Origin of the sequence: Delftia sp. K82 (genome assembly GCF_002193035.1) — a bacterium.
Lineage (GTDB): Bacteria > Pseudomonadota > Gammaproteobacteria > Burkholderiales > Burkholderiaceae_C > Comamonas > Comamonas acidovorans.
Genome location: NZ_MYFL01000009.1, coordinates 1 through 25464, shown reverse-complemented (window position 1 = coordinate 25464; position 25464 = coordinate 1). Strand labels below are relative to the sequence as shown.

The 25464-nt window shown below is 56.2% G+C and carries 23 protein-coding genes and 1 pseudogene; 16 read left to right on the top strand and 8 right to left on the bottom strand.

Annotation, left to right across the window (positions count from 1 at the left end):
• Positions 1-20 precede the first annotated feature (20 nt).
• From KDK82_RS30545 to KDK82_RS30535, 3 genes and pseudogenes are all read left to right on the top strand, one after another.
• Positions 21-989 (top strand): annotated as a pseudogene (locus KDK82_RS30545) (OB-fold nucleic acid binding domain-containing protein); the annotation flags it as partial.
• Between the two features lie 78 nt (positions 990-1067).
• Entirely contained in the window at positions 1068-1751 is a 684-nt protein-coding gene (locus tag KDK82_RS30540; protein WP_256974589.1) for a hypothetical protein, read from the top strand.
• Complete coding sequence (locus KDK82_RS30535) at positions 1717-2091, top strand: ASCH domain-containing protein (protein ID WP_256974588.1); 375 nt, start codon at positions 1717-1719, stop codon at positions 2089-2091. The genes KDK82_RS30540 and KDK82_RS30535 overlap by 35 nt, the downstream gene beginning before the upstream one ends.
• A 97-nt stretch (positions 2092-2188) precedes the next feature.
• On the opposite strand, the gene KDK82_RS30530 is transcribed toward KDK82_RS30535, so the two are convergent.
• The gene (locus tag KDK82_RS30530) at positions 2189-2539 is read right to left on the bottom strand and encodes an H-NS histone family protein (RefSeq protein WP_088167127.1); all 351 of its coding nucleotides are present in this window, start codon (positions 2537-2539) and stop codon (positions 2189-2191) included.
• Positions 2540-2684: 145 nt separating this feature from the next.
• Positions 2685-3443 (bottom strand): HAD domain-containing protein, encoded by a 759-nt coding sequence (locus KDK82_RS33320; protein WP_256974587.1) that lies wholly within the window; start codon positions 3441-3443, stop codon positions 2685-2687.
• 97 nt (positions 3444-3540) lie between these two features.
• On the opposite strand from KDK82_RS33320, the gene KDK82_RS30520 reads away from it, so the two are divergent.
• The gene (locus tag KDK82_RS30520) at positions 3541-6315 is read left to right on the top strand and encodes an excinuclease ABC subunit UvrA (RefSeq protein WP_088167121.1); all 2775 of its coding nucleotides are present in this window, start codon (positions 3541-3543) and stop codon (positions 6313-6315) included.
• Positions 6316-6406: 91 nt separating this feature from the next.
• Here the strand turns inward: KDK82_RS30520 and KDK82_RS30515 are convergent, their stop codons facing one another.
• Together KDK82_RS30515 and KDK82_RS30510 are read right to left on the bottom strand one after the other, a co-directional pair.
• Positions 6407-6925 carry a low affinity iron permease family protein gene (locus KDK82_RS30515; protein WP_179218024.1) on the bottom strand — a complete coding sequence of 173 codons (519 nt, stop codon included), beginning with the start codon at positions 6923-6925 and terminating at the stop codon, positions 6407-6409.
• 62 nt (positions 6926-6987) lie between these two features.
• Positions 6988-9384, bottom strand: coding sequence for a catalase (locus tag KDK82_RS30510; protein ID WP_088167120.1), 2397 nt, complete (start codon positions 9382-9384; stop codon positions 6988-6990).
• 272 nt (positions 9385-9656) lie between these two features.
• Between KDK82_RS30510 and KDK82_RS30505 the strand changes: the two genes are divergently transcribed.
• Positions 9657-10544 carry a transglutaminase family protein gene (locus KDK82_RS30505; protein ID WP_179218023.1) on the top strand — a complete coding sequence of 296 codons (888 nt, stop codon included), beginning with the start codon at positions 9657-9659 and terminating at the stop codon, positions 10542-10544.
• A 97-nt stretch (positions 10545-10641) separates the two neighbouring features.
• On the opposite strand, the gene KDK82_RS32925 is transcribed toward KDK82_RS30505, so the two are convergent.
• Positions 10642-11019, bottom strand: a complete 378-nt coding sequence (locus KDK82_RS32925; RefSeq protein WP_016579672.1) for a hypothetical protein — start codon at positions 11017-11019, stop codon at positions 10642-10644.
• A 592-nt stretch (positions 11020-11611) separates the two neighbouring features.
• Here KDK82_RS32925 and KDK82_RS30495 point away from each other — a divergent pair.
• The 3 genes from KDK82_RS30495 (at position 11612) to KDK82_RS30485 (ending at position 14433) form a co-directional block, all read left to right on the top strand.
• Positions 11612-13084: a sensor domain-containing diguanylate cyclase gene (locus tag KDK82_RS30495; RefSeq protein WP_179218022.1), complete on the top strand. Its 1473-nt coding sequence runs from the start codon at positions 11612-11614 to the stop codon at positions 13082-13084.
• Positions 13085-13225: 141 nt separating this feature from the next.
• A complete protein-coding gene (locus tag KDK82_RS30490) occupies positions 13226-13834 on the top strand; it encodes a hypothetical protein (RefSeq protein ID WP_088167125.1) in 609 nt (202 codons plus the stop codon).
• Between the two features lie 8 nt (positions 13835-13842).
• Positions 13843-14433: a cysteine hydrolase family protein gene (locus KDK82_RS30485; protein ID WP_088167117.1), complete on the top strand. Its 591-nt coding sequence runs from the start codon at positions 13843-13845 to the stop codon at positions 14431-14433.
• 122 nt (positions 14434-14555) lie between these two features.
• Here KDK82_RS30485 and KDK82_RS32500 read toward each other — a convergent pair whose 3' ends face one another.
• Both KDK82_RS32500 and KDK82_RS30480 read right to left on the bottom strand, forming a co-directional pair.
• Positions 14556-14978 (bottom strand): hypothetical protein, encoded by a 423-nt coding sequence (locus tag KDK82_RS32500; RefSeq protein ID WP_143343582.1) that lies wholly within the window; start codon positions 14976-14978, stop codon positions 14556-14558.
• 69 nt (positions 14979-15047) lie between these two features.
• A complete protein-coding gene (locus KDK82_RS30480) occupies positions 15048-15491 on the bottom strand; it encodes a response regulator (RefSeq protein WP_143343581.1) in 444 nt (147 codons plus the stop codon).
• Between the two features lie 553 nt (positions 15492-16044).
• Between KDK82_RS30480 and KDK82_RS30475 the strand changes: the two genes are divergently transcribed.
• From KDK82_RS30475 to KDK82_RS30465, 4 genes are all read left to right on the top strand, one after another.
• Positions 16045-17208 carry a zinc-dependent alcohol dehydrogenase gene (locus KDK82_RS30475; protein ID WP_088167115.1) on the top strand — a complete coding sequence of 388 codons (1164 nt, stop codon included), beginning with the start codon at positions 16045-16047 and terminating at the stop codon, positions 17206-17208.
• 298 nt (positions 17209-17506) lie between these two features.
• Positions 17507-19492: a S9 family peptidase gene (locus tag KDK82_RS30470; RefSeq protein ID WP_088167114.1), complete on the top strand. Its 1986-nt coding sequence runs from the start codon at positions 17507-17509 to the stop codon at positions 19490-19492.
• Between the two features lie 381 nt (positions 19493-19873).
• Positions 19874-20218: a hypothetical protein gene (locus tag KDK82_RS32495; protein ID WP_143343580.1), complete on the top strand. Its 345-nt coding sequence runs from the start codon at positions 19874-19876 to the stop codon at positions 20216-20218.
• A gap of 73 nt (positions 20219-20291) precedes the next feature.
• Positions 20292-20795, top strand: coding sequence for a DUF4142 domain-containing protein (locus tag KDK82_RS30465; protein WP_088167113.1), 504 nt, complete (start codon positions 20292-20294; stop codon positions 20793-20795).
• Positions 20796-21217: 422 nt separating this feature from the next.
• Here the strand turns inward: KDK82_RS30465 and KDK82_RS30460 are convergent, their stop codons facing one another.
• On the bottom strand, positions 21218-22108 hold the full coding sequence (locus KDK82_RS30460; RefSeq protein WP_088167112.1) for a LysR substrate-binding domain-containing protein: 891 nt from the start codon (positions 22106-22108) through the stop codon (positions 21218-21220).
• 114 nt (positions 22109-22222) lie between these two features.
• Here KDK82_RS30460 and KDK82_RS30455 point away from each other — a divergent pair, with 114 nt between their 5' ends.
• The 4 genes from KDK82_RS30455 to KDK82_RS30440 all read left to right on the top strand — a co-directional run bounded on the left by KDK82_RS30455 (position 22223) and on the right by KDK82_RS30440 (position 25383).
• The gene (locus KDK82_RS30455) at positions 22223-22957 is read left to right on the top strand and encodes a DMT family transporter (protein ID WP_218827108.1); all 735 of its coding nucleotides are present in this window, start codon (positions 22223-22225) and stop codon (positions 22955-22957) included.
• An 83-nt stretch (positions 22958-23040) separates the two neighbouring features.
• Positions 23041-23382, top strand: a complete 342-nt coding sequence (locus tag KDK82_RS30450; RefSeq protein WP_014386446.1) for a hypothetical protein — start codon at positions 23041-23043, stop codon at positions 23380-23382.
• Positions 23379-23720 carry an IS66 family insertion sequence element accessory protein TnpB gene (tnpB, locus tag KDK82_RS30445; protein ID WP_014386445.1) on the top strand — a complete coding sequence of 114 codons (342 nt, stop codon included), beginning with the start codon at positions 23379-23381 and terminating at the stop codon, positions 23718-23720. Before KDK82_RS30450 ends, tnpB begins: the two co-directional genes overlap by 4 nt.
• Positions 23721-23865: 145 nt before the next feature.
• On the top strand, positions 23866-25383 hold the full coding sequence (locus KDK82_RS30440) for an IS66 family transposase (RefSeq protein ID WP_059153614.1): 1518 nt from the start codon (positions 23866-23868) through the stop codon (positions 25381-25383).
• Positions 25384-25464: the final 81 nt, after the last annotated feature.

The window sequence follows — 25464 nt, the reverse complement described above, 5'->3', positions numbered from 1 at the left end:
ACTGAAAACGAGGAGACCCCATTTTTGAACAAATCAAAGGCTTCTCTGAGTACGGCTTCCCTGAAAGCCACGCGGCCAGTTTCGCGCTGCTTGTGTACGCCAGCTGCTGGCTTAAAAAGCATCATCCTGCCGAGTTCCTCGCAGCTCTTCTCAACTCCCAGCCGTTGGGTTTCTATTCGCCATCACAGCTTGTGCAAGATGCTCAGCGGCACGACGTGCAGGTGCGTGCGGTGGACGTGATGTACAGCGAGTGGGACTGCACCCTTGAGGACCTTCCGGACGCTCCCGCTGTGCGTCTGGGCCTTCGCCTGATAGATGGCTTCAAGGAGGCATCGGCCGCGCGCATCATGGCGGAGCGGGCACGGGGTCCGTTCGATAACCCAGAGGACTTGGCGCACAGGGCGAAGTTGGAGCAGCACGAGATGCAGTTGCTGGCGGGCGCTGACGCACTGGGGAGCCTCTCTGGGCATCGTCGACAACAAGTCTGGCAGGCTTCTGCGTTGAGACGTGCACCGAAGCTCCTGCAAGGGGCGCCGGTCGATGAAGACTTCCTTGAGCTGCCCGCGGCTCTCGAAGGGGAAGAGGTCGTTCACGACTACAACACTGTCGGCCTCACTCTGCGAAGCCACCCCATGCTGCTGTTGCGGCCTCAGCTTCAGAAGCACCGGCTGGCCCGAGCCTCTGACCTCGACCGGGTCCGGGCAGGGCAGATGGTCAGCTACGCCGGCATCGTCACCGTGCGTCAGCAGCCCGAGACAGCCAAGGGGACTGTGTTCATCTCGCTCGAGGATGAGACCGGCAATGTGCAAGTCATCATCTGGCCTCACCTCAAGGAGCGGTTTCGCCCGGAGGTGCTGCGTTCAAAGCTGCTTGCGGTTTACGGGCGCTGGCAGCGCGAGGGCGATGTGAAGAATCTCATCGCCTTCAAGCTCAAAGACCTGACACCGCTGCTGGGTGGACTGTCCACGACCTCACGGGATTTCCATTGAAAGAACGGTTTCCATGGGATGCTACATCTGAATTCAGTGGCCATCAGGTCATGGAGCTGGAGGAGGTCGACACATCGCATGAAACTACAAAGCGCGAGCGAAAACGGCCTACCTTTGTCGATGCCGGTTTTCCGGGATGCCGACCAATACATCGAGTTGACCCGCCCCGACGGCCAACGCACCCAACTCACAGCTTCTGCCTTGGAAACCTTGCTGTCGCCAGCACTGATATGCATGCCTGGCAGACCAAGTGTGCTCGTGCCCATCCAGCGGGACTATGCAGAGCACTTACTGGGTCATCTCGAGCAAATGCAGCTGCTCCCGCGTGCCAAAGCCTTGCTTTACCAGCGACGCCACTATCTGAGCTCCCCGAGGACCTTGAAGTCTTTCCAGCGTGGCAGCCTGATGTTCTTCTACGAGTCCATGCGCCACAAAGGGCTCAAAGCCGTGGTGGCCATGGCAAGGGTGACAAATGCCTACTTGAGTGCCCAGGGGCTGGTCGACAAAGGGGACCTGGACCGGTCCGCACTTGAGGCCAACGATCTCGCGGCCATCGGAAAGTCCGACATCAAGACCGTCGTGGCCTTCAGCAACCTGCAGAACCTGCCGAAACCTGTGCCTCTGGAGAGCCTTAAAAGGTTCGGTTGTGGCGAGCCCACCCAACTGCTGGCCAGCCGATCGCTTACATCCGAGCAGATCGCAAATATTCTTCTTGAAGGATTTCCAAATGAACGCCGCCCACAACTTCTTGATCTCTCTTGAAGAACGGCATGCGAGCAGGATTCTTCAAGGCACCAAGACCGTCGAGCTTCGTCGCCGTCCCATGCATGTCGCCCTTGGATCGACGGTCTGGATCTATGTAAAGATGCCGGTGGGCAGTATCGTCTGGTGCGCCACGGTGACAGGCCTGCACACACTCGCCCCCAGTACTCTGTGGAGGCGATTCGGCACAGTATCCAGGCTCAAGCGCCACGAGTTCTTTGAGTATTTTTCGGGTCTGCCAAAAGCCTTTGCACTGGGGCTGAGCGAACCTACACAACTCGCGTCTCCCATACCGCTGAGCAAGCTGCGCGACATGGCGGGCGGCTTTTATCCACCGTGATGAGCCAGGCTCTTCACGGCAGACCCCACAAGTCGACCAACCTGCAGCGAGAGCTGGAACTGGCGTGAGGCGTTCTTGGAAAACGCCTGGACCGCGATTAGGCTCTACGGCGATCTGCCGCAGCAGCCATCTCTGCTAGGAACGGCCCTTCGTGTTGGGCAGGTTGAGCGATGAGAAAGGCGTTGCGATCTTGGCCGATGATCCACGCAGGAGGCTTGCCCCGTCCTGTCCATGTGGCGCCAGTAGTTGGATTTTGGTACTTGGCCGCGCCTTGCTTTTTGCTTTTGGCGGGCAGCAACGGAAAGACTTGCTGAGAGGTGAGGCCAAACTCGGTGACGAGCTCTTGTACGCGACGAAGTGCGGCTGTGGCTTCGGTTTTCTTTGCCTTGGCGATTTCTGCATCCAGAGCAGCTTTCGCGGCCAGTAGTTCGGTCAAATTCATAGTCATACCTTGGTCCATGGGCGTGCGCCATCACATGTGGCGCCAACAATTATCGGGCTTACTTGGAACTGACTGAGCCTCGCCGCCAGTAAAGATCAAGTCGGTGGGGATGGTGAACGGCAAAGAGCATCCGTCCCTGCTGCCGTCAGATTCATTGCCCACGGGCATCCAGGGCCGTGGCGATCTGCAACTCTCTCGTTGCGTCGATAGTCAAACGCAGTGCACGGCGCACAGGGTCCACTCCAGCAACAGGGGAGCGCGACTGTGCTGCTATCGCACCGAGGCAGTGGTTGATGACGGATGTCGGAGCACCGAGTTGCTCGCGCTCATACCGCGACAAACAAGAGCGATCTACGCCCAGGAGCTTCGCGAATTCGCTTGGCTGCGCTGGCCAGTCCTCGATGTCAGCGTCCAAGGCCACCCATTGCCTGGGCTTTCTGCGCGTCACGTCCTCCAGGATTTGCTGGCCACGAGAAGTGTCCCGAAAGCTCGCCAGAAGCCAGGGATCCGCTCCGTGGACACGCTTGTGGAAAGTGCCTCCGATGAAGCGGGCGCGCAGCTCGTTGGGCAACAGCTGCAGCGTCTTGGCATAGCCGGGGCGTATGCACCATGTACTGCTGAGCACGATGGCTACTTGGGGGTAGGGGGTGAGTTCTTCTTGCAAAAGGGGCAGCCACTCGAACAAGGAGTGCTCAGAGGCTTGGTATGGGCTCATGTAGATGCCACGTCGGGGATGCCAAAGCACAGCTTCATGGTGAACCACGCCGTCAAGATCAAGATACAAAACCACGTCAGCGGTGCGAGGCGAAGACGCAGGGATGTAGGGAGTCGAGCTGCCTGCGGACATGCTTGTCATGTCGGCATTTTCACGCCATGCGATGTGCTCGTGGTCGGTGACCTTGGGGGGCAAGGGGCATCCGCCTACGGCGTGCCACGGCCTGCACCACGACACTGATGCCAGTAGCCCAGCCCGCCAGCGGTCCTTGCGACAACCCGACCACTCGTCCATGCCTCTTCCATCCCCCTCTTCAGAATCTGCGAAGACTCCCGTAGCAGCTCCTGCGCACAACGATCCCACGGCAGTGTCCCACCCCACCGATGGCTGCATTCGTGTTCGTGGCGCGCGCGAGCACAACCTGAAGAACGTGGATGTGGTGATTCCACGCAACTGCCTTGTGGTCTTCACCGGGGTGTCCGGCTCGGGCAAGTCGTCGCTCGCCTTCGGCACCTTGTATGCCGAGGCGCAGCGCCGATACTTCGAATCGGTCGCGCCCTATGCGCGCAGACTCATCGACCAGGTGGGCGTTCCGCAGGTTGATGGCATCGATGGACTGCCCCCTGCAGTGGCTCTGCAGCAGCATCGTGGCGCACCCACGGCGCGGTCGTCGGTAGGCAGCGTCACCACTCTTTCCAACCTGGTGCGCATGCTCTACTCGCGTGCTGGAGCGTACCCCGCGCACCAACCCATGCTGTATGCGGAGGATTTTTCACCCAACACCCCGCAGGGCGCCTGCCCGCATTGCCATGGACTGGGCCGTCTTTACGACGTGACAGAGGCGTCCATGGTGCCGGATGATTCGCTCACCGTGCGTGAGCGGGCCGTTGCCGCCTGGCCAAGCGCCTGGCAGGGCCAAAATCTGCGCGACATTCTCACAACGCTGGGCCACGACATCGACGTGCCTTGGCGCAATTTGCCGCGCAAGACGCGCGAATGGATCCTTTTTACCGACGAGCAGCCCACCGTGCCGGTGTACCCGGGACTCACGGTTGACGAGGTTCGGCGCGCGCGCCAAGCGGGCCAGCCGCCCAGCTACATGGGCACGTTCACCGGCGCACGCCGCTATGTGATGCAGACATTTGCCACCAGCCAGAGCGCAATGATGAAGCGCAAGGTGTCCAAGTTCATGGTGGGGACGCGCTGCCCAGTCTGCCATGGCAAGCGGCTGAAGCCCGAGTCGCTTTCGGTCACCTTTTGCGGTCTGGACATTGGCGATCTGGCTCGCTTGCCCCTTGACGCCTTGGCCGATGTGCTCCGACCTGTGGCCGAGGGCGCGACCACTCCAACCGTGACGGGCGATGCCGGTGCTGCCATGACTGCTGCTGCACGCAAGCGCGCCGCACTTCAACGGAAGGCGGACGGCGCCTGCGCCCATGCTGCCGCACCCGATGTGCGCCGCACGCCCCACCTCTCGCCCGAAAAGCAGCTGGCTGCACAGCGCATCGCTCAGGAACTGCTGGTCCGCGTGCAGGCCCTGACCGGACTGGGGCTGGGTTACCTCTCGCTCGACCGGGCGACGCCCACGCTGTCACCCGGCGAGCTGCAGCGCCTACGGCTGGCCACGCAGTTGGCATCGCAACTCTTCGGCGTGGTGTATGTGTTGGACGAGCCGTCTGCCGGACTGCACCCGGCCGACACCGCTTCGCTGCTGACTGCGCTGCAACGCTTGAAGGACGCTGGCAATTCCATCTTCGTGGTCGAGCATGACGTGACCACCATGCAGCGCGCAGACTGGCTGGTGGATGTAGGCCCCGGGGCCGGCGAGCGTGGGGGGCGCGTCCTGTACAGCGGCCCGCCCGAAGGCCTCGCAGAGATATCCGAGTCGCAGACGCGTCGCTACCTGTTCGAGGACGGCACGCGTTCACGCCGCGAGCGGCGCACCCCCAAATCCGAAAATCGAACTCAGGGTTGGCTGACGCTGCAGGGTGTACACCGCCACAATCTGCGTGGCGTCGACGTGGCCTTTCCCACAGCGTGCCTGACTGCCGTGACCGGCGTCTCCGGCTCGGGCAAATCGAGCCTGGTTAGTCAAGTACTGCTGGAGTTGGTCACCGCCCACTTGGGGCAGCCCCTTGCGTCGAGTGAAGGTGAAAGCCTGGCCGACGGGCCGCCTGATGCCACAGCGGACGGCGATGACCCGGGCTCCATCATGATGACAGATGAAGGCGCCACTACTTCAGGCCGACTTGGCGGGGCCACCGACCACGTTCGCCGGCTTGTGCGCGTGGACCAGCAACCGATCGGCCGTACGCCCCGCTCCAACCTTGCCACCTACACCGGCCTGTTTGATGCCGTGCGCAAGCTCTTCGCAGCTACACCGGCAGCGCGCAAAAGACGCTATGACGCAGGCCGCTTTTCGTTCAACGTCGCCAAAGGCCGCTGTTCCACCTGCGAGGGCGAAGGCTTCGTGAGCGTCGAACTGCTTTTTCTGCCCAGCGTGTACGCGCCGTGTCCCACCTGCCACGGCGCGCGCTACAACTCCGACACACTGTCCATCACGTGGAACGGGCTCAGCATCGCCGATGTCCTTGGCCTCACGGTGGACGCTGCCTGCGAGGCGTTTGCCGCCGAGCCTGCCGTGCTGAGGCCGCTGCATGCGCTGCGCGACATCGGGCTGGGCTATTTGCGTCTGGGCCAGCCCGCGACAGAGCTGTCAGGGGGTGAAGCCCAGCGCATCAAACTTGCCACCGAGCTGCAGCGTACCCAGCGCGGCCATACCCTGTACGTACTGGACGAACCTACGACGGGCCTGCATCCGGCCGACGTGGACCGCCTGTTGCTGCAGCTGGACGCACTGGTCCAGGCTGGCAATACCGTCGTGGTGGTCGAACATGACATGCACTTCGTTGCCTCCAGCGATTGGGTGATCGATATCGGTCCTGGTGCGGGAACACAAGGTGGATGCATCGTAGCGACTGGGACACCGCATCAGGTGGCACGTTGCACCGCCTCGCGCACGGCACGGTATCTGGCGGCAGCATTGAACAACACCCCCGCAAACTGAATGGCTCGCTTGCGATCCGGTACCTTGGAAAAACCGCAATACGCGCTCGACAACAGCTTTTGCGTGGGTGCACGTCGACTGGTTTCTGTCGCTATTCTCTGTTCAAGGCTTGTGTCACTTCTTCGTCAATAGAATGAATTTCTTTGCATGCTTTTTGAGCGCGAGCCTGAGTTGCCAGTTGATCATAGAAATTTGCGACTTCACGAAGCTGCTCTTCATCGAGGTCCTCAATCCCAATCATACGATTGCTGGCAGATTTACTCGCTGCCAATAACTCGTTAAGCTTAAGATGTAGTGCGACGCTGTCCTTATTTTGGCTTTGCTGGATCAAAAAAACCATAAGAAATGTGACAATGGTCGTGCCGGTGTTAATCACCAGTTGCCAGTACTCTGAGAAAGAGAATACTGGTCCTGCGGCAGCCCAGACAAGCACGCAAGCTAACGCTAAACAGAAAGCAACTGGGGAACCAGCCCACCGTGTCACTTTGCTTGCAAAATGGTCGAATGCCGTCAGTATGGGGGACCTGTCAGCGTAAGAGGCACTGGACGTGTCCGGCATTGAACCCAGCACGTCTCTGGTCGAGCTATTTGGAGTATTCGTTTTAGACATGATGTGCTCGGGTAATGCTGGAGACCGTACGGTCTCCAGGCTTATGTAAAGCAATGAATCCGCTACACAGCAGGGGGATCGGTTTCGCGTTCGGGATGTCGATGGCGCGCAATTGCAGATACAAACTGTGCGATTGCTGAATCGTCAATCCCCACCACGATCCCGGGATCTTCATTACCTGAAGGCAGGAGCGGCGGGATTTGTGCCATGTGCATAAGAACCGTGGAAGCGGTCATGACCATTATGGGTTTGCAATGGCGATATTGATCTTTGATAAATTCAAGTGTGTGACCATCCTTAGCCAGCTCCTTGACGCCCATTTCCCCATCAGGCAGGACCAAAGCATCGAAGAGGAATCCTGGTTCGTTTTCCAGTGATGCATCGGCATCGATGACCGCACCCTTACTCGTGGTAAACGGGCCAATGTGAGGGGCAACGAAACGTGGCACCGCTCCCAGTTCGAAGAGCTTGCTATGCAGCTTGATCAGGCTCTCGGCTTCAACGCCATTGGCAACCAAAATTGCAACCTTGCGCCCCTGGATTCCTGTTTCTCCAGGTCGTGCGAGGAGCGACAACGAGGGCGACATGTTCACCTCAGCTGCAGGAGCGCTGGTCAGCGCCTTGGGCATCGGCTCGGGCATTTCCGTGATGCCCAGCTTAGCGGCTACCTGGTTTGCAAGCTCTTCAGAGACATTGCGTAAGGAAGACACCATTCGTTCACGGATGGCAGGAACCGTGACCTTGCTCAGCTCGAAACGGAAGGCTGCCGCGATGTGGGCCTGCTCAACCGGGCTTTGGCTATCGAAGAATAGTTTGGCCTGTGTGTAGTGGTCTGCGAATTTCTCGGGTTTCGCACGCACTTTTCCTTGGGCAGCTCTGGCTTCGATCCGTGCAGGAACGGACACAAATCCTTGGGCAGCACCTGCCTGAAAGGGACAACCGCCGCCCAGAGAATTGGGCTCGTAGGCTACTTTGCCACGGTGAATGGCCTGCCGATGCATACCGTCACGTTGGTTGTTATGTACCTGTGTCAAAGGGGTGTTTATTGGGATCTCATGGAAATTTGGGCCCCCAAGCCGCGAGATCTGGGTGTCCACATAGGAGTGGATGCGGCCGGCAAGCAGGGGATCGTTGGAAAAGTCGATGCCTGGAACCACATGCGCAGCACAGAACGCCACTTGCTCCGTCTCGGCGAAGAAGTTATCGGGGTTACGGTTCAAGACCATGCGGCCTATCGGGCGCACGGGAACCAGTTCCTCGGGGATGAGCTTGGTGGCGTCGAGGATGTCAAAACTGAACGCATCGGCCTCTTGCTCGGTGAAGACCTGCACGCCAAGTTCGTATTCAGGATAGGCGCCGGCCTCGATGCGTTCCCATAGGTCGCGCCGGTTGTAGTCCGGGTCCGCGCCCGAGATCTTGACCGCCTCGTCCCAGACCAGCGAATGCGTGCCCGCCTTGGGGTTCCAGTGGAACTTGACGAAGACCGACTCTCCCTGTGCATTGACGAAGCGGAAGGTGTGCACGCCAAAACCCTGCATCGTGGCGAAGCTTCGGGGGATGGCGCGATCCGACATCAGCCACATCAGCATGTGGGTGGACTCGGGCATGAGCGAGACGAAATCCCAGAACGTGTCATGGGCGCTCGCGGCCTGCGGCATCTGGTGATGTGGCTCAGGCTTGACGGCATGCACCAGGTCGGGGAACTTCATGGCGTCCTGGATGAAGAAAACCGGCATGTTGTTGCCAACCAGATCCCAGTTGCCTTCGTCGGTATAGAACTTCACTGCGAACCCGCGCACGTCACGTGCCGTGTCCTTGGAGCCGCGCTCTCCAGCCACCGTCGAAAAGCGCACAAACACCGGCGTGATCTTGCCTGCCTCTTGGAAGGGTGCGGCACGTGTCAGCTCAGTAAGCGGCTCATAGCACTCGAAGAAGCCGTGGGCGCCGGAGCCGCGCGCATGAACGATGCGTTCGGGGATGCGCTCATGGTCGAAATGGGTGATCTTTTCGCGGAGGATGAAGTCCTCAAGCAAAACGGGCCCACGCTCGCCGTACTTCAACGAGTTCTGGTTGTCCGCAATAGCCACGCCTTGGTTGGTGGTCAGCACCTGACCCGCCGCATCCACACGCACTCGGTCCAGCGTGTCTACGGTGGCATTGTTGCCTTGCACAGCCTCCGTACCCGTTTTGGCTGAGGAATTTTGCTCGGACAGGGTGCTGGCGGTTGCTAGGCGCGACGCAGAAGCACTCACAGCGCCAGGAGCAGGTCGTGTCCCGCTGTCAAAGCCATGCTCGCCAGCCTTGGTCGGGTTGTAAGGGCGGCCGGCAGCAAGCGTCTCAGTCTGAAGAGATTTTTCCGACAGTTGGTCCACTGCCTGTATAGAAGCAGGACCACTGTCTGTATTTCGTGCTGGGGCCGCCTTGACGCTGTCCCCGGATACCTTGCCCGTCTTTTTCATCGTGATCTCCTAGGTTAAGAAAATCAGAGGATAAGGTGAGCTCGTAATAAGAATGTAGGAGGAGGTTGATAAGTTCTAGAGATGGCGTCTGGGCGAATATTGAATGGCGTAATATTTTCTGCAATTAATACTGAAACCGCAATTTTTACCTTCGACGGATTGGCTCGTTTGCGGCTTCCGCCTACTTGCCTAGTTGCCAAAATTTGGCAGACACTGGGGAGCGAGTTTTCAAATCCCAAGTGTTTAATATCATGCAAATATACAGTGTCGAAATGCGGTTCGTCTACGATGTTCGTGATGCAAGTGGCGCTGATTTTATATTTGGCTTCCCTGTCGCGGCCGACAAACAGCAAGTCATTCTTGACGAGGCCATGAAGATTAATCAACCCGTTGAGTGCAAATTGCCAGCCCGGCTACGACGTGGAAATCGTGTATTTCATCTACATGCAGAGCAAGGGAATTTTGAACTGCTCTATAGCTCTACTTTTTCACTAACACAGCGTGTTTTCCAATCTCGCGAATATAACGAGGTCCCTATTGGTGTGCTACCGTCAAGTGTTCTGCCATATTTATATCCTAGCAGATACTGTCAGTCAGATAAGCTAGCTGCAATAGCTTATAGAAACTTTGGCAAATCTGAACCTGGACTCCAGCGAATCGCCGCAGTCAGGGCTTGGGTAAGGAACTATATAGCCTATTACCCCGCAGCCGGGGCCACAACAGCATCCGCTCTCGACACCATGATTGACCGGGCAGGCGGAGGGCGCGAGATTGCTCACCTCACTATTAGTTTTCTGAGGGCTCTTAACATACCTTCCCGTTTGGTCACGGGCATTAGTTTTACAGAAGGTGAAACCCAACCTATGCCAACTTTCCACGCCTGCGTAGAGGCTTTTCTGAGCGGTGGGTGGGTGTTGTTAGATCCGATAAGCGCAGGAGATACGAAGAATTTCATAAGGATCGGCAGAGGACGTGATGCGGCGGATACCGCATATGCCACTATTTTCGGTGCGGTGATATCGATGCAGCCCACAGTGTCGATGGAAAGAGACTCAAGTAATTTGACACAGCTGGGCAAATCCCCGTCCACGGGTGATCTGAATTGCAAACAGCTTTCAAGATATTCTGGTGCCCGCCATCCTGCCGAACTTCGATTTTAATGACACTATTGTAAGTGAACCATTTCAACACAAATTAGCGGGCGCTATCAGTAGCGACCTGTCAATAGGCCCTATCGTTTATTTACAAAATCCTTTCCTACCGCAGGATAGGTGCGTAAAATTGCATCGTCTTCTCGCGCCAATGTTGGTAGTCATAGTAAGAGGCAAAAATCTGTTGGATTTGATTGAGGATCTTTATTTGTACGACGTAAAAATCGCCAACCATTGCAATATTGTGTTCAAAAATTGAAAATATGGTGGCAGGTAGTTTTGAAGAGTGGGAATGGTCTTCGGGAGCTTCGGGTTGCCGTTGCCCCATTGGAAATTGATTTTCAGGAAACGAATAAATGTTGGCTTTGGAATAATTAATTTTGGAGAATGATTTAACAATAAATGCATAGATAGTCTTTGAACTATACGACGTGGCGAGTCTTTTGCACCATAGTGGGGCTAAAGTTTTTCGCTTATCTTTCATGAGGTGATTTTATGGCCAGGAAGGAAAAGACGCCTGAGGAGTTGATCTCGGCGATATACCAAGCACTATTCAGCAGTCAGTATTCGGTCCATTTTCATGTGAAGAATTTACCTGGCATCTCGATAATGGCCCTACCTTTGCAACAAGATGCTTGTGCGTCCAATTGGGTCGTCAACATTGAATCAGGTGACCCCGAGCTTCGGGCAGCTATCAGGCACGCAGCATCCATGGTTCAACACGAGTTTGACTTGGTTTCCCGTCACAGTTAATCAACGGCTCGTGCATTTGAGATTCTTTTTTCGCACGCTCCAAGCGGAGATGGACCGTGTGCGCGAAAAGCTCTTGTCTTGAATTGATATGTCAAAATACCATTACCGGGTTTTCCCGCTATACCTAGGATGCTCGACTGTGCAAGCCAAGGTATTTTGATCAGATGATGGTCTGTGCGCCCATCTTACTAGGCTGATACGTCGTTAAAATCAGCAGTATGACGCCTCCTTTTCAAGATGAGAGACATCAGCGCCCACTACAGCGCTTGATTGGACGCCCTTTTTTAGCCGCTGCACTATCCCTCGGACTTTTGACTTTCCTGTTGGTCGCCACCAACGCATGGCTAGCATGGCGTGCACATGCAGACGCCTGGTCTCAGGCCGCAAAAACTTCTCGGAATCTTGGGCATTCTGTTGCACATCAATTAGACAGTGTGTTCAGCGAGGTCGGACGGGTACTGAACACCATAGAATATATAATTGAGCAAGCAGATATGGAGCCAGCGGCCCTTGAGTCGCTTCAGCCATTGATGGTCAACCATCTAGGAAACGCCGATTATTTGCATGGAATATTTGTATATGATGCCAATGGAAATTGGCTCGTACACACACAGGCGACTCAACCCCCGAACGCAAACAATTCAGACCGCGAGTACTTTATAAGCCATCGCGAAAGCCCGAGTAAAAAAGTGCTTATCAGTAAGCCGTTGCAGAGTCGTTCCACGGATGAATGGATTATTCCGGTTTCCAAGCGTCTCAATGATGCTAACGGAAGATTTGCGGGTGTTGTTCTTGCTACGATTAGAGTTAGATATCTATTGAATCTTTTGGATGGATTTGATATCGGGGAACAGGGCGCCATCTCACTGAGTCTTGCCGATGGTATTCTCGTTGTACGACGACCATATTCCGTTGAAGACTTGGGTAGAACCATTCCAAATAATCCACTCTTGGATATTGCAAAGAATGAACGGGCCGGAATGCTATTGCTTGCGTCCCCTTTCGATGGAATAAGGCGACTCGTCATCTTCGAGCATCTGGGAAATAATCCTCTCTTTGTGACAGTAGCGCTCTCAGAGGAGGAAATTCTGTCTCACTGGCGTAGCGCTACCCAAGTGCAAGCCATTTGTTTACTAATACTTATTACAGTTATCGCGCTATCTGGAAGCTATGTTTTCCGTAGCATGAAGGTCCGTAGAGATGCTGACCGTGCGCTGCATAATGCTCATGAGCAAATTATGCGGAAGAACCAGCAGCTTGCCGAACTCGCGGATCAAGATGGTCTGACGGGTATATTCAATCGGCGAGCGTTCGACCTACGGCTCGCAGAAATTTTCGGACAAAGTCGTCGATATCAGCGCAAACTATCAACAATAATCTTCGATGTAGATCATTTTAAGAATTACAACGATATTTATGGTCACTTGGCCGGTGACGATTGTCTAAGACAGGTGGCATCAGCCCTTGCAGGAGCTATGCGTCGACCTGGAGACATCTTGGCACGCTACGGAGGCGAGGAGTTTGTTGCAATTCTTCCGGATACTGATGGGCAAGGTGCCCTGGAAGTGGCAAATAGTGCGAGAGAAAGGATCGAAAGTCTGATGCTTGTCCATGAAGGCAGCGATATTGGAAAAGTTACCGTTTCCTGTGGCGTGGCAACGGCAGACTGGAATGACACAAATTTGACCGCCGAGAAGCTTATTGACCTGTCAGACCAAGCTCTGTATGCCGCGAAGCGTTTGGGTAGAAACATGTGCATCCTGAGCGCATCTGGCCGTGCAGGGGGAGACCAGTAGATTCCGATCGCGCCAATTCTGCAAGCTCTTCATACAGAAATTCTCTGAAAAATACTACAGCATCGTCCGTGCAGGCCTACAGAAATTAATGGCTATCGGTAGGAATATCAATATTCCTATCACTCGCCCTGGAGAACGATGATGCCCAAGACACGCTATGACGAAGTCCAGCTCAAGGATTTGCTGTTGCAAATGATGGAAACGGAACTCGGCGGAGAACAGGTTTATCGGACGGCTTTGCAATGTGCCATCAACGAAGACCTAAAAGAGGAATGGGAAAAATATCTGGAAGAGACGTTAAGCCACCAGAACGTTGTCCGCACGACATGTGAGTTCCTGGGCATTAATGCGGACGAAGTGACGCCTTCGCGCCAGGTGGTCAAGCACATCGGATTGTCGCTGGTAAAGGCCATGGAACTGGCGCTCAGTGCAGGTGATCGCAGTGCAGCGCAGCTCGTTGCTTGCGAATGTGTGGTGCATGCGGAAACCAAGGACCACGCAAATTGGGAGCTGCTGGGCATGGTGGCGGAAGTGGCCGCCGGTGAGACAGGTAAAGCGCTCAAGGAAGCGCATGCGCGGGTGGAGAAGGATGAAGATCATCATCTCTATCACACAAAGGGCTGGTGCCGTGAACTCGCCATTCAGAGCCTCGGTCTGCCGGCCGTCCTGCCACCGCCTGAAGAGATCAAGCAAGTGGAGACGGCCATTGGTGCATCGCGTGCCGAGCAGCAGCGCAAATCCATGCTCTGACGACCAAAATGCCGCGTAGTCAGGTTTTAAAGCCTACCGATGTGCCTCGTAGTCCGGTGGTTCTGTTGCTGGTTGATGTAATCAACCCATTGCAGTTCCCGAATGCCGGCGGTTTGGTTCGTGAGGCAGTACGAGCGGCAGCCAAGATCTCGAAGCTTAAAGCCAAGCTTAAAAGTCGTAATATTCCGGCAATTTATGCCAATGACAACTATGGAACTTGGCAAAGCGAGTTTTCTGATATTCTTGTCGAATGCATGGGGTTATCTGGACCTCGTGGAGAAATAGCGCGGACCCTCGCCCCCAGTGAGAAAGATCTCGTGATATTGAAACCCCAGCATTCGGCATTTCATTCCACTCCGCTTCAGCATCTCCTCGATCGCATGGAAGCGGAGAAATTGATCATCGTGGGTTTTGCCACTGATATGTGCGTCATGCTTTCTGCCACTGATGCACGGATGTCAGGATATAGCGTGTGGGTGCCGAGCGATTGTACGGCAGCTGAAAATCCTTCAAGAAAAGCATTTGCTTTGCGGCATCTTCGCCAGTCATTCAAGTGTTCAGTGAGAGCATCAACTGGTCGGATGGTGAGCGATGATTAAGGACCTGGTCCTTAATGCAATAGCGAAGTTTGCCATATCTCACGCTGAACCGCGGCAAGCGATGGTATGTACATACGCGGGTGAAGCAGCGGAAAACCTTGCCATACCGGTGTAGAGGTCAACTACCTCTTGTGCGTGATTGATATTTGGAAAAATGCGCCTCCAGCTTGACCGAGCCTCAATGCCTCACCAGATTCATGCGCGATGACCTCTTGGACCTTTGCGTGTGCAAGCGCAGTCTTGGCACGCCAATCCTTGGCGCTTTCTGTACATCCCAAACTGGCGACATACCCTTCATAGAGCCCATAGATACCGCCAAAGATGGTCAACATGGCTGTCTTGAAAGCATGCTCAGCAGCTTTGAGTTCCTCAGAGCCTAGGCTATGAGCATTTCGCAAGACCACTTCGATCTCGCAGTCGGGACTCGGGATACCCTCAACATAGTCACGAGATGGACGTGCATCCCCGGGCGGAAGATAAGACATCCCTTCAAGGGCAGCAGCCAAGCTGTCATTTTTCTTGGCGTGGGTTTGGTAAACATTCATATCGCTCTCCGTTAACCGTAACTTTCGCTCCTGTGCATGCGAAATATTATCGAATCGGTCCAGCATCCATTACATGCTTACCTTTGCAGGAGCGTTCCACCAAGCTCCAAGTGCTCGACATAGATGTTCTGGATCAGCTGGCTTGGTAAAAATCAGATCGAACTCTGTCTCAGCTATGCGGGACCGCATCTGTGCCTGGCTATGTCCCGTAATGGCCACGATGAAAAGGCGCGCGCCTAGCGCGGAGTCCCGAATTACCTGGGCCACCTCCACTCCGTCCATTTCAGGCATCCCAATGTCCAAGAGGACAACGTTCCAGGAACCCTGCGCCAGTTTTTTCAAGGCTTCTCTTGCACTGGTGCATGGAGAAGCCTCGGCGCCGTCCATTTCCAACAGTGCTGCCATCGTCTCAGCGATATCGGAGTCATCATCCACAACCAAGATGCGCATGCCATAAAGGGGTAGCGCACCTACATTCTCATCCGTAGCATTCGTGTCGCGTTGATTTTGCACACTGCCCCCTTAAGGTATCGAGAATAAAAATTCTCATTCATTCGGGTGAGAAAGTTTCACCGATGCCCAATTTATTTCAACTGTTGCCATTATTAACAAACGGGTGCAAGCTCAAGACCTGCCTACGACATCGAGTTGATAGAGAAATTCTAAGATTTCAGAGAAATTGTTCAATTCTGTCAAAGCTCCAAAATGTTTCCTCAGTACCTCGGCAAGACGTCACGGGATGGCTGTCAACGGCTCAAGTGATAGACCATGGGATTTCCAATTGTCGCTGCTGGATTCTGCCGCTGAGGATGCACTTTGTACATCTTTCTGTAATTGTTGGACTGTAGCTGCTTAGGCACTATCCCAATAAATGCAGGGGAACGTCTGAATCGGGGTTCGTGCGGCAAATGCCTACAGTTCCGCAGCCTTTCTTCTGGCGCGCGAGTCGTGCTGCAAGCTCGGCAGTAGGGTTCTACGCGCGCGAGATTATGGGCACAAAAATTGCTCCACCACTTGAGGTTGAAACTCAATTTCAGTGGCAGCGAATCTAACGACGGAGATTCTGATGAAGGCACTTACCTACCACGGTTCCAAGGATGTTCGTTATGAAACGGTGGCAGATCCTCAACTGCAAGATGAGGAGGACATCATCATCAAGGTAACTGCTACTGCTATATGCGGCTCAGACCTTCATATCTATCGTGGAAAGATTCCTGAAATGGAGACCGGTGATATTCTGGGACATGAATTCATGGGGGTGGTCGAAGAAGCAGGAAGAGGTGTAAAGCACCTGAAAAAGGGAGATAGAGTAGTCGTGCCGTTCGTCATTGCTTGTGGCGAATGTTTTTTCTGTAATAGATCACTTTTTGCTGCTTGCGAAGAAACCAATTCGGGGCGCGGGGCCATTATCAACAAAAAGTCTGTAAGGCCTGGAGCTGGGCTGTTTGGCTACAGCCACCTGTACGGCGGGTACTCAGGTGGACAGGCGGAATATGCTCGAGTTCCTCGGGCCAACGCTGGGCCAATTCTGATACCGGATTTTTTGGGTGATGATCAGGTGCTTTTTCTGTCGGATATTCTGCCTACCGGTTATCAGGCGGCACTCAATGCCCGTATCTCCAAGGGGTCCACATTAGCTATATTTGGTGCGGGACCTGTAGGGTTGATGAGCGCACTGTGTGCGCGCTTCCTGGGGGCTGAAACGATTTTCATGGTGGACGATAACGTTGACCGGCTGGAATTTGCAAAACAAACATATGGCGTGATACCTATCAATTTCTCGGCCATTGATGATCCTGCCGAATTTATTCTTGAAAATACCCACAACCGCGGCGTGGATGCCACGATTGATGCTGTGGGCTTTGAGGCCAAGGGTAGCGCCGTGGAGACCGTACTGACCACCCTGAAGATCGAGGGCTCCAGCGGGAAGGCACTGCGCCAGTGCATTGCGGCTACCCGACGCGGCGGTGTGGTCAGCGTTCCCGGCGTTTATGCGGGCTTCATCCACGGCTTTCTTTTTGGAGACGCCTTTGACAAGGGGCTGTGCTTTGAGATGGGGCAGACGCATGTTCAGAAATACCTCCCCGATCTGCTTGATCACATTGCTAACGGATTGATGAAGCCTGAAGTAATTATCTCGCATCGCATGGACTTGAGCGAGATTGTCAAAGGATATGAAATATTCGAAAAGCAGGAAGAATCTTGTCGCAAGGTTGTACTAACTCCTTAGTCTGTTGAATGACAACACGAATGAAATACAGAGTTCGCCGGACAGGGTGACTCTGCCTATGCAGATTATTCTCAAAGGTTGTGAGTGCATCTCGTTTTTTGATTTTTCCGAAATCTCTAGGAGTGGATTATGTCAAAGCAAAAGCGCAAGAACATGAATCATGGCCTGGGTTTTTATTCCGGGGCGTTGCAGGAAAATCCGAGAAATACACGACAAGTCCATCAGAGGCAATGAGTAGCTTTAATGCCTTGCGGGGCTTGGGATATGCCAAGTACTTTTCAACGTAGTAGGAGCCTTCATGACCCAGTCCTTTACTCCGGAAGATGTGTATCTTGAAAGAGTTGTTTCCGGACTTGATGTTTCAGCGAAGAACCAAGTTGTCTGCTCCGTGAAAGGAGCCGACCGCGAAAAGGATGAGTATTTTTCGTGTCTATGGTTGATTTCCCCGGTGGGCGACGAGCCCAGACAGCTTACCTGGGGATCCAGTCTTGACAGCGGGCCTCGATGGTCCCCCGATGCTTCCCAGATCGCTTATCTGTCCAACCGGAACCAAGGTTCGTCCCAGGTCTATCTCCTGCCTTGCAATGGTGGAGAGCCTCGCCAACTCACTAGCCTTGCGCGCGGCGCTTCGGATACGCGCTGGAGCCCCACCGGGGACAGGCTGCTGGTGATAGGCAATGTCACCGTTGACCCCAACCAGCGTCACGAAGGATGCGTCCGGGACGACGGGGCCAAGGCCAAGGCGCCAGATCCAGATTCTCCGAAGCTGTGCTGGAGGCTTCCTTACAAGCTCAACGGAACAGGCTACATCCTCGGCACCCGCAGTCACCTGTTCGTCGTCGATGTGAACGATGGGCAGACGACCCAGATCACTTCCGGAGACTACGAGGTCCGCAGTGCGGCGTGGAGCCCGGATGGAAAGAAAATATGCATTTCCAGAACCCGAGAGAAACCCAACGAATATCACTGTACGGATATTTGGGTGCTGGATGTCGAGAACGACAACGTGCGCAGGGCTGAGCGCATGTCCTTTGACCAGGCCAACAGTTCATCACCCAGCTGGTCGCCCGATGGCCGATGGATAGTCTTTACGGGCTCCCTGAATTCAGGTGATCCCCAGTGTAGGCTCTGGTTGATAGATCTGGAAACCAAAGAGGTCAAAGGGCTGGGCTCCGAATCCTTGGAGGTGGTGCCCGGAGACCTGTGCTGGACCCGAAGCGGCGATTCGGTCGGTTTCATACAGGCGCGCGAGGGTGTGCAGTCCGCCGCTTTGATCTCGGTGCCGGAGGGGCAATGCAAAGTGATTGCCAAAGGCAACCGTCATCTGGATTCATTGGCCCTAGGGGATGGGTTTGTGTACACGGCAGAAGATCCGACAAGCCCGCAGGAAGTCTATTACAAGGCAATCGGCGGGGAGCAAGAGCAGAAAATCAGCAGCTTCAATGCTTGGTGGAATGAAAGAGACAAGCTGGCTGTGATGTATAGGAGCTTTTGCACGCCTGACGGCGATGGCGGAACGGAGGATATAGATGGATGGGTGTTGCAACTGCAAGGTGGTATCGAGAGAAAAAGAAAAACGAAGGGCCCGCTGCTTGTTGATTTCCATGGTGGGCCGGCAAGCTACGTCGATTTGAGGTTTTCCGCCCATTCCTATTGGCAGATATTAGCCTGCGCTGGTTGGACGATATTGTCAGCCAACACGGTTGGATCATGCAGTTATGGCCGAAAGTTCTCGGACAGGCTGCGCGGCAAATGGGGTGAACTTGATTTGCCGCAGCATCTGGCCATCGTGAAGCAGCTGCAGATTGAGGGGGTTGTTGGCGACAGCATCGCGGTCAGTGGAACTTCCTATGGAGGTTTCATGGCAGCCTATAGTATTGGAAAGTGTGAATGGATTAGCGCTGCCGTTGTGTGCGCCCCAGTCGGAAATATTGAGTCTCATTTTGGTACTTCCGATGGTGGGTATTATTCTGACACTTACTCCATAGATGCCAAAAAGAGTGAATTCCACCAGCTTGCGTATCGATTGTCGCCAACGTTCCTTATGGATAACGTGAGAACTCCGACGCTATTCATACAGGGTATGGAAGACGAGCGCTGCCCAAAGTCACAGACGGAAGAGCTTTATGTGAAACTGGCCAGTGCTGGAAACGTTAAGACGGAAATGGTTCTCTACCCTGGAGCTGATCATTCATTTTCTGTCTCAGGACGGCCCTCGCATCGCGTTGACGCGCTTCAAAGAATATGTGAATGGCTTGAAAGTTGTATAGAAAATAGGAGTTGAGATTCTTATGAGTCCGTGAAAGGAGGTCATATGCGATCTATGGGCAGCCGCCCTGACGGAATATTGAGTCGCAAGCAAGCCGAAACGATAAAGCGTATTGCAATTGATTCGACTTCGATATTCGGTCAATTTCAGCTGAATATTTCTGATGAGAATCTGAAGATTTTTCAGAGCCTGGATGGGAGCGTAAATATTTGGCGAATCAGAGTCGGCCAGATAAGAAAGGAGCATCATATCAATATTGGCGATTTTTCCCGGGCTTATGGGCTGTGCGCAGTAAATAAGCGCCGCGTACGAATGACAACCATATAGGGAGATATCTTGTAGTCCAAATATTTGTACCTACTAGCGATCTCTCTCAAAGTTGGATTGGAAATTGTTATGACCAAGATGAAAACTCCCACGTCTGCCGAAGAGCATGCTCGATATATGAAGGAAGGGTCTAATGGCAGGGCGAACTACAAGGCTTCTGTCGGAAATATTGGTGAGCCCAGAAACGTCAGAAACGAGCCGGATCCGAAAAATAGAGGTGGGGATTATTTTTCGGGCAGCCCCAGTAGCTTTGGGGGCGCCAGGAATGCTTCTCTGAGTAAGCAAGCAGGAAAAATTGACCATTCTCACAGCGAAGACCCAGCTCAAAACGAACGGACGCGGGAAGACACGTCGGAGAATAAAAACGCAGATTTCGCCAGTTGGCGGAAGGAAAAGAATGACAAAAAACGGTAATGTTGGTTAAGGATCCGTTTATCAATGAGAGTGGCAGAACTTCTTTGCCATACATGTATTGAAAGGAGTGAGTATGAAAAAGGTATCTGTGATGGTGGCCGCAATTCTTGGTTTGGCCCTTTCCGTCGGTGCGAACGCCCAAGTCAGCAAGAAGGACCAAGAGTTCCTGAACAAGGCTGCAGTTGGTGGTCTTTATGAAGTGGAGGCAGGACGTTTAGCCCAAGAAAAGGCGAACTCATCTGATGTCAAGGCCTTTGGCGAAATGTTGGTCAAGGACCATTCCTCAGCGAACGATGAACTGAAGGCTTTGGCTACCAGCAAGAGCGCGGTCCTGCCTTCTGAGTTGCCTGCAGAAAAGAAAAACCGCTTGGCCAAGGTCGCCGAGGCCAAGCATTTCGACAAGGAGTTCATCCGGGAAGTGGGCATTGATGACCACCGCAAGGACATCAAACTTTTTGAGAAGGCCAGCAAGAACGCTGACGATCCGCAGATCAAGGCTTTTGCTGCCAAAACGCTGCCTGCCCTTGTCAACCATCGTGAGCATGCCCAGGACCTGCAGAGAAGTCTAGGCAAGTAGGAATCGTTCCTCATCCCTGCCTACATCTTTTGAAGACTACGCTCAGGCAAGGGTAGAGGAGAGCTACTCCCAGTAGCGTCTCCTGCCATTGAAGGAGTTTTCGTGGATAGCGTGTCGCCAGCCTCGCAGCCCTTCAAGGCGATGTCTCCTGCAAGGCCGCTCAGGACGGGGGTCTAAGCCACCGTGCTGCCCAGCGAATGGGGTCTGTGACTTACTTGACCTTGGTACGGAACATGGCACTGTCGCAGCCTTCGTCGCTGGAGCTGACTGTAGTCAGACCGGTATTCGGCGCGCTGATGATGGACTGGCCGCCCCTCCGCGCGTTCGCCCCTGTCCTTTCGGGAGGTCACGTGCACACAGGAGGCCTTTCTGAGAATTGCCTGTGTTGCGCGCCACGCTGATCCTCCAACCTTGTCGGATGCCTATTGAGAAAGGCGTGCTTGCTTCACAAGCCAATCGAAGAACGCGCACATAGGGCTAGCCCTCAACGTGGCCTCACGGTAGAGCAGGTGATAGCCCAACGGGGTGCGGAGGGCCGGCACCTGCACCTCCACCAAACGCCGGGCCGCCAATTCGGGTTCGATGAGGGATCGACGAACCAATGCCACACCGCGTCCCCCCAGGGCCGCTTCGACCACGCCGTTGGAGCCAGCAAACACCATGCCGCGCTGCGTGTCGATGTCCTGCACATTTGCGGATAGGCACCACAAGCGCCAGTCTTCGCGGTGTTCGTCGTGCAGCAAGCGGCTGGAGGTAATGTCCGTCAGGACGGCGCGACGGCGTGGAGCAATCAAGCGAGGGCTGCATACGGGAACCAGTTCGTCGGTCAGCAGCGGCACCGAGCACGCCCCCTGGGGTGTTTCGCCCAAACCGTGTCGTACCGCGAAATGCACGTCCTCGTGCCAAAGATCGACTTTTCGATTCGTGGTCGAGATCTGCACATCCACCGTGGGTGCTTCGTCTTGAAAGCTCTGCAGTCGAGGCACCAACCACTGCACTGCGAAACCTGGCGTGCAGCTCAGCAATATGCGCACTTGCTGCCCCCTGCGCAGGCGACTGGAGGCCTGCCTGATGAGCGCCAACGCCTCCTGACAAGCGGCCACATAAGCGTTGCCTTCGGCTGTGAGCACCATGCCACGGGCTTGACGCTCAAAAAGTGAGCAGCCAAGGAACGTCTCTAGCTTGCGGATCTGCAGCGTAACCGCACCTGGCGTGACATGCAGTTGGGCGGCGGCACGGGTCACGCTGCCATGGCGCGCGGTGGCCTCGAAGAAACGCAGTGCAGGCAAGGGTGGAAGGGGGTCAGGTGCCATATCGAGTTGAGTTGCACTCAACGCTGCTTGAAAAATGCTACGTTGTTTGCTACGGATGTTCGCTGGAAGATGGCAAACCATGCAATAGCAGAGCTCAACAGCCTCCCCCCAGCCATGTCTTTCGCCAGTCTGACTCGTCTCTTGATCCTCGCGGCCTTATGGGGCGGCAGTTTCCTCTTCATGCGCATCATTTCACCGGAGCTCGGAGCAAGTGCGACGGCTTTCGGTCGGGCGGCGCTGGGCGCTTTCGGCTTGATTGCATTAGTTGCAATCATGCGGGTGCCGATGCGGTTCAAGGGGCAGTTTTTGGCAACGCTGGCACTGGGTGCCATCAATTCCGGGTTGCCGTTCCTACTGTTCGCTTGGGCTTCGCGCAGTTTGCCCACTGGATACAGCGCGATCCTCAACGCCACCACACCGTTGATGGCGGTAGCCGTTGGCTCACTGGTTTTTGGGGAGCGCGTCACTGGCGCGAAGATCCTGGGCGTCTTGCTGGGAGTCGCGGGCGTGGCGGTGCTCACCGGTGCCGCACCATTGAGCGCCCCTCTTCAGGCGGCAGGGGGCATAACCGCATGTCTGCTGGCCACAGCTTGCTATGCGCTTGCGGGCTTCCTCACTACACGTTGGATTGCGCAACGGGGCGGACTGGACAGTCGCCTGGTCGCCCTGGGGAGTCAGGTCGGCGCGATGTTGCTGCTTTTACCCTTCGCCGCCTGGCAACTCGCGCAGGAGCCGATTGCGCTACAACGGGTACCGGCCGGCGTGTGGTGGTCACTTCTTGCGCTGGGGATGCTTTGCACCTCCTTGGGCTACGTTCTGTATTTCCGGCTCATTGCGGATGTGGGGTAAGCGTTCCGCGAACCCATCTTTCATCTCACCGTTGAAGCTGCGAACCTCGGGTCTTCGCAATCAACGAACGAGACGAGGTGGACATGGATCGACAGCAGATGGAACGGTGCCTGGAGCAAGTGGCGGCGTATCGTGCCTCTGGCCAGAAGGCGCAGGTATGGGCCGAGGCCAACGGGGTGCCAGCGGGAACGCTGCAAAGCTGGTGCGCACATGCGCGGCGCTGGCAGGCGCGGCTCGACGGCGTCAGCCCTGAGCCCTCGCCAGCCGCCAGGCCGAGCGGCTTCGTGGCCGCCCGCGTGGCGCCTGGTGCCGCATCGACATCGGTGCGCGTCGAATTGAACGTGGGAGGCACCCGGCTCGATCTGCATTGGCCGCTGGCGCACACGCGTGAACTCGCTTCGCTGCTGCGGGAGTTCGGCCGATGATTCGCATCGACGTCATCTGGCTGGCGCTTGGCGCGGCCGACCTGCGCGGGGGCATCGACACGCTGTTGGCCCAAGTGGTGCGCGGCTTCGCGCTGGGCGCGCAAGCCCACCACGCCTACGTGTTTGCCAACCGCCGCGCCGACCGGCTCAAGGTGCTGGTCTACGACGGCGCGGGCATGTGGCTGTGCACCCGGCGGCTGCAAGCGGGCAGCTTCGCCTGGCCGCGCCAGGACACGGGGTCACTTCAACTCACGCGCGAGCAGTTCGACTGGCTCGTCGCGGGCCTGCCGTGGCAGCGCCTGGGCAGCGCGCAGCCGCAGTCGATCACGGTGGTCTGAATGCGCTCGATTCGAGGTCGGGATTTGCGCGTTTGTCTATTGGAGAAAGTCATGCCTCGCGCGCACGCGCGCGCGAGGCATGATGGCGGCCATGCTCGAAGGCCCGGACACCCACACGATCGATGCGCCGGGCGCACTGGATTCGATGCAGGAGCTGCGCGATGTGATCGGGCGCATGCAAGGCGAGCTGAAGTTCAAGCAAACCAGGATCGAGGCGCTGAACTTCGAGATCGCGCGGCTGAAGCGCTGGCGCTTCGGCTCCTCCAGCGAGAGCCTGGAGACGAGCACGCAGGCGGTGCTGTTCGATCAGATCCTGGCCGACACGGCGCTGGAAGACCGCGCCGCCCAGCAAGACCAGAAGCCACCGGTAGCGCCACCCCGGGCCAAAGGCCAGGCGGTGCGCCAGGCGCTGCCGGCGAGCCTGCCGCGCATCGATCACCATCACGAGATCGAGCAGACCCACTGCGAGTGCGGCCAGCCCTTCAAGCGCATCGGCCAAGAAGTCAGCGAGCAGCTCGATTGCGTGCCGGCCCAATTCTTCGTGCTGCGCCATATCCGCGGCAAGTACGCCTGCACGTGCTGCCAGACGATCCAGGCCGCGCCGATGCCCGCGCAGATCATCGACAAAGGCATCCCCGCGCCGGGCCTGCTCGCGCAGGTGGTGGTGGCCAAGCACGACGATCACTTGCCGCTGTACCGGCAGGAAGAGATCTACGCGCGCTCTGGCGTGCACATCCCGCGCTCGAGCATGGCCCAGTGGATCGGCATCTGCGGGGTGCGTCTGGCACCGCTGGCCGATGCACTGAAGGGCTTCATCCTCAGCCACGGTGTGATCCACGCCGACGAGACGCCGGTGTCGCTGCTGGCGCCGGGGCGCGGCAAGACCAAACGGGCCTACGTCTGGGTCTACCGCACGACCAACTTCGTGGCCCAGCGCGCGGTGCTGTTCGACTTCACCGCCAGCCGCGCCGGCGAACATCCGCGGCGCGTGCTGCGAGGCTTCGGCGGCACGCTGGTCAGCGACGATTACAGCGGCTATTTTGGGCTTCAGGCGCAAGGCGTCAGCGCCGCACTATGCTGGGCCCACGCGCGGCGCAAGCTGTTCGAGGCGCACGAGTTCAACGCCAGCCAGATCGCCGGCCAGGCGGTGGCGCTGATCGCAAAGCTGTACGAGGTCGAGCGCGAGGCGCGCGAACTCGAACCCCAGGCACGGTGGCTGCTGCGCCAGCAACGCTCCAGGCCCATCGTCCAGGCCCTGCACCTCTGGCTGACCGGGCAGCGCCAGAAGCTGGCCAATGCCGACGTGACGGCCAAGGCGATCGATTATTCGCTGAGCAATTGGCGCGCGCTCACGCGCTACCTGGACGACGGCGACGTCCCAATCGACAACAACGCGGCGGAGAACGCGGTGCGCCCGCTGTGCGTTGGCCGCAAGAATTGGCTTTTTGTAGGCTCGCAGCAGGCCGGCGAGCGCGCTGGCGTGGTCATGAGCCTGATCGAGTCGGCCAAACTAAACGGGCACGATCCCTGGGCCTACCTCAAGGACGTCTTCGAGCGTCTGCCCACGCTCAAGCAGCGCGACCTCGCGCAGCTGCTGCCGCACAACTGGCGGCCTGCCACCGACATCGCCGTGCCAAACGCGGCGCTCGCCGCCGCCGCGTAGAACCATCCTTCAACACGCCGTCATCGACGGCGCAAGGGTGTCGTTCGCGGAACGCTTACCAAAGGCGCGCAGGATGCGCCG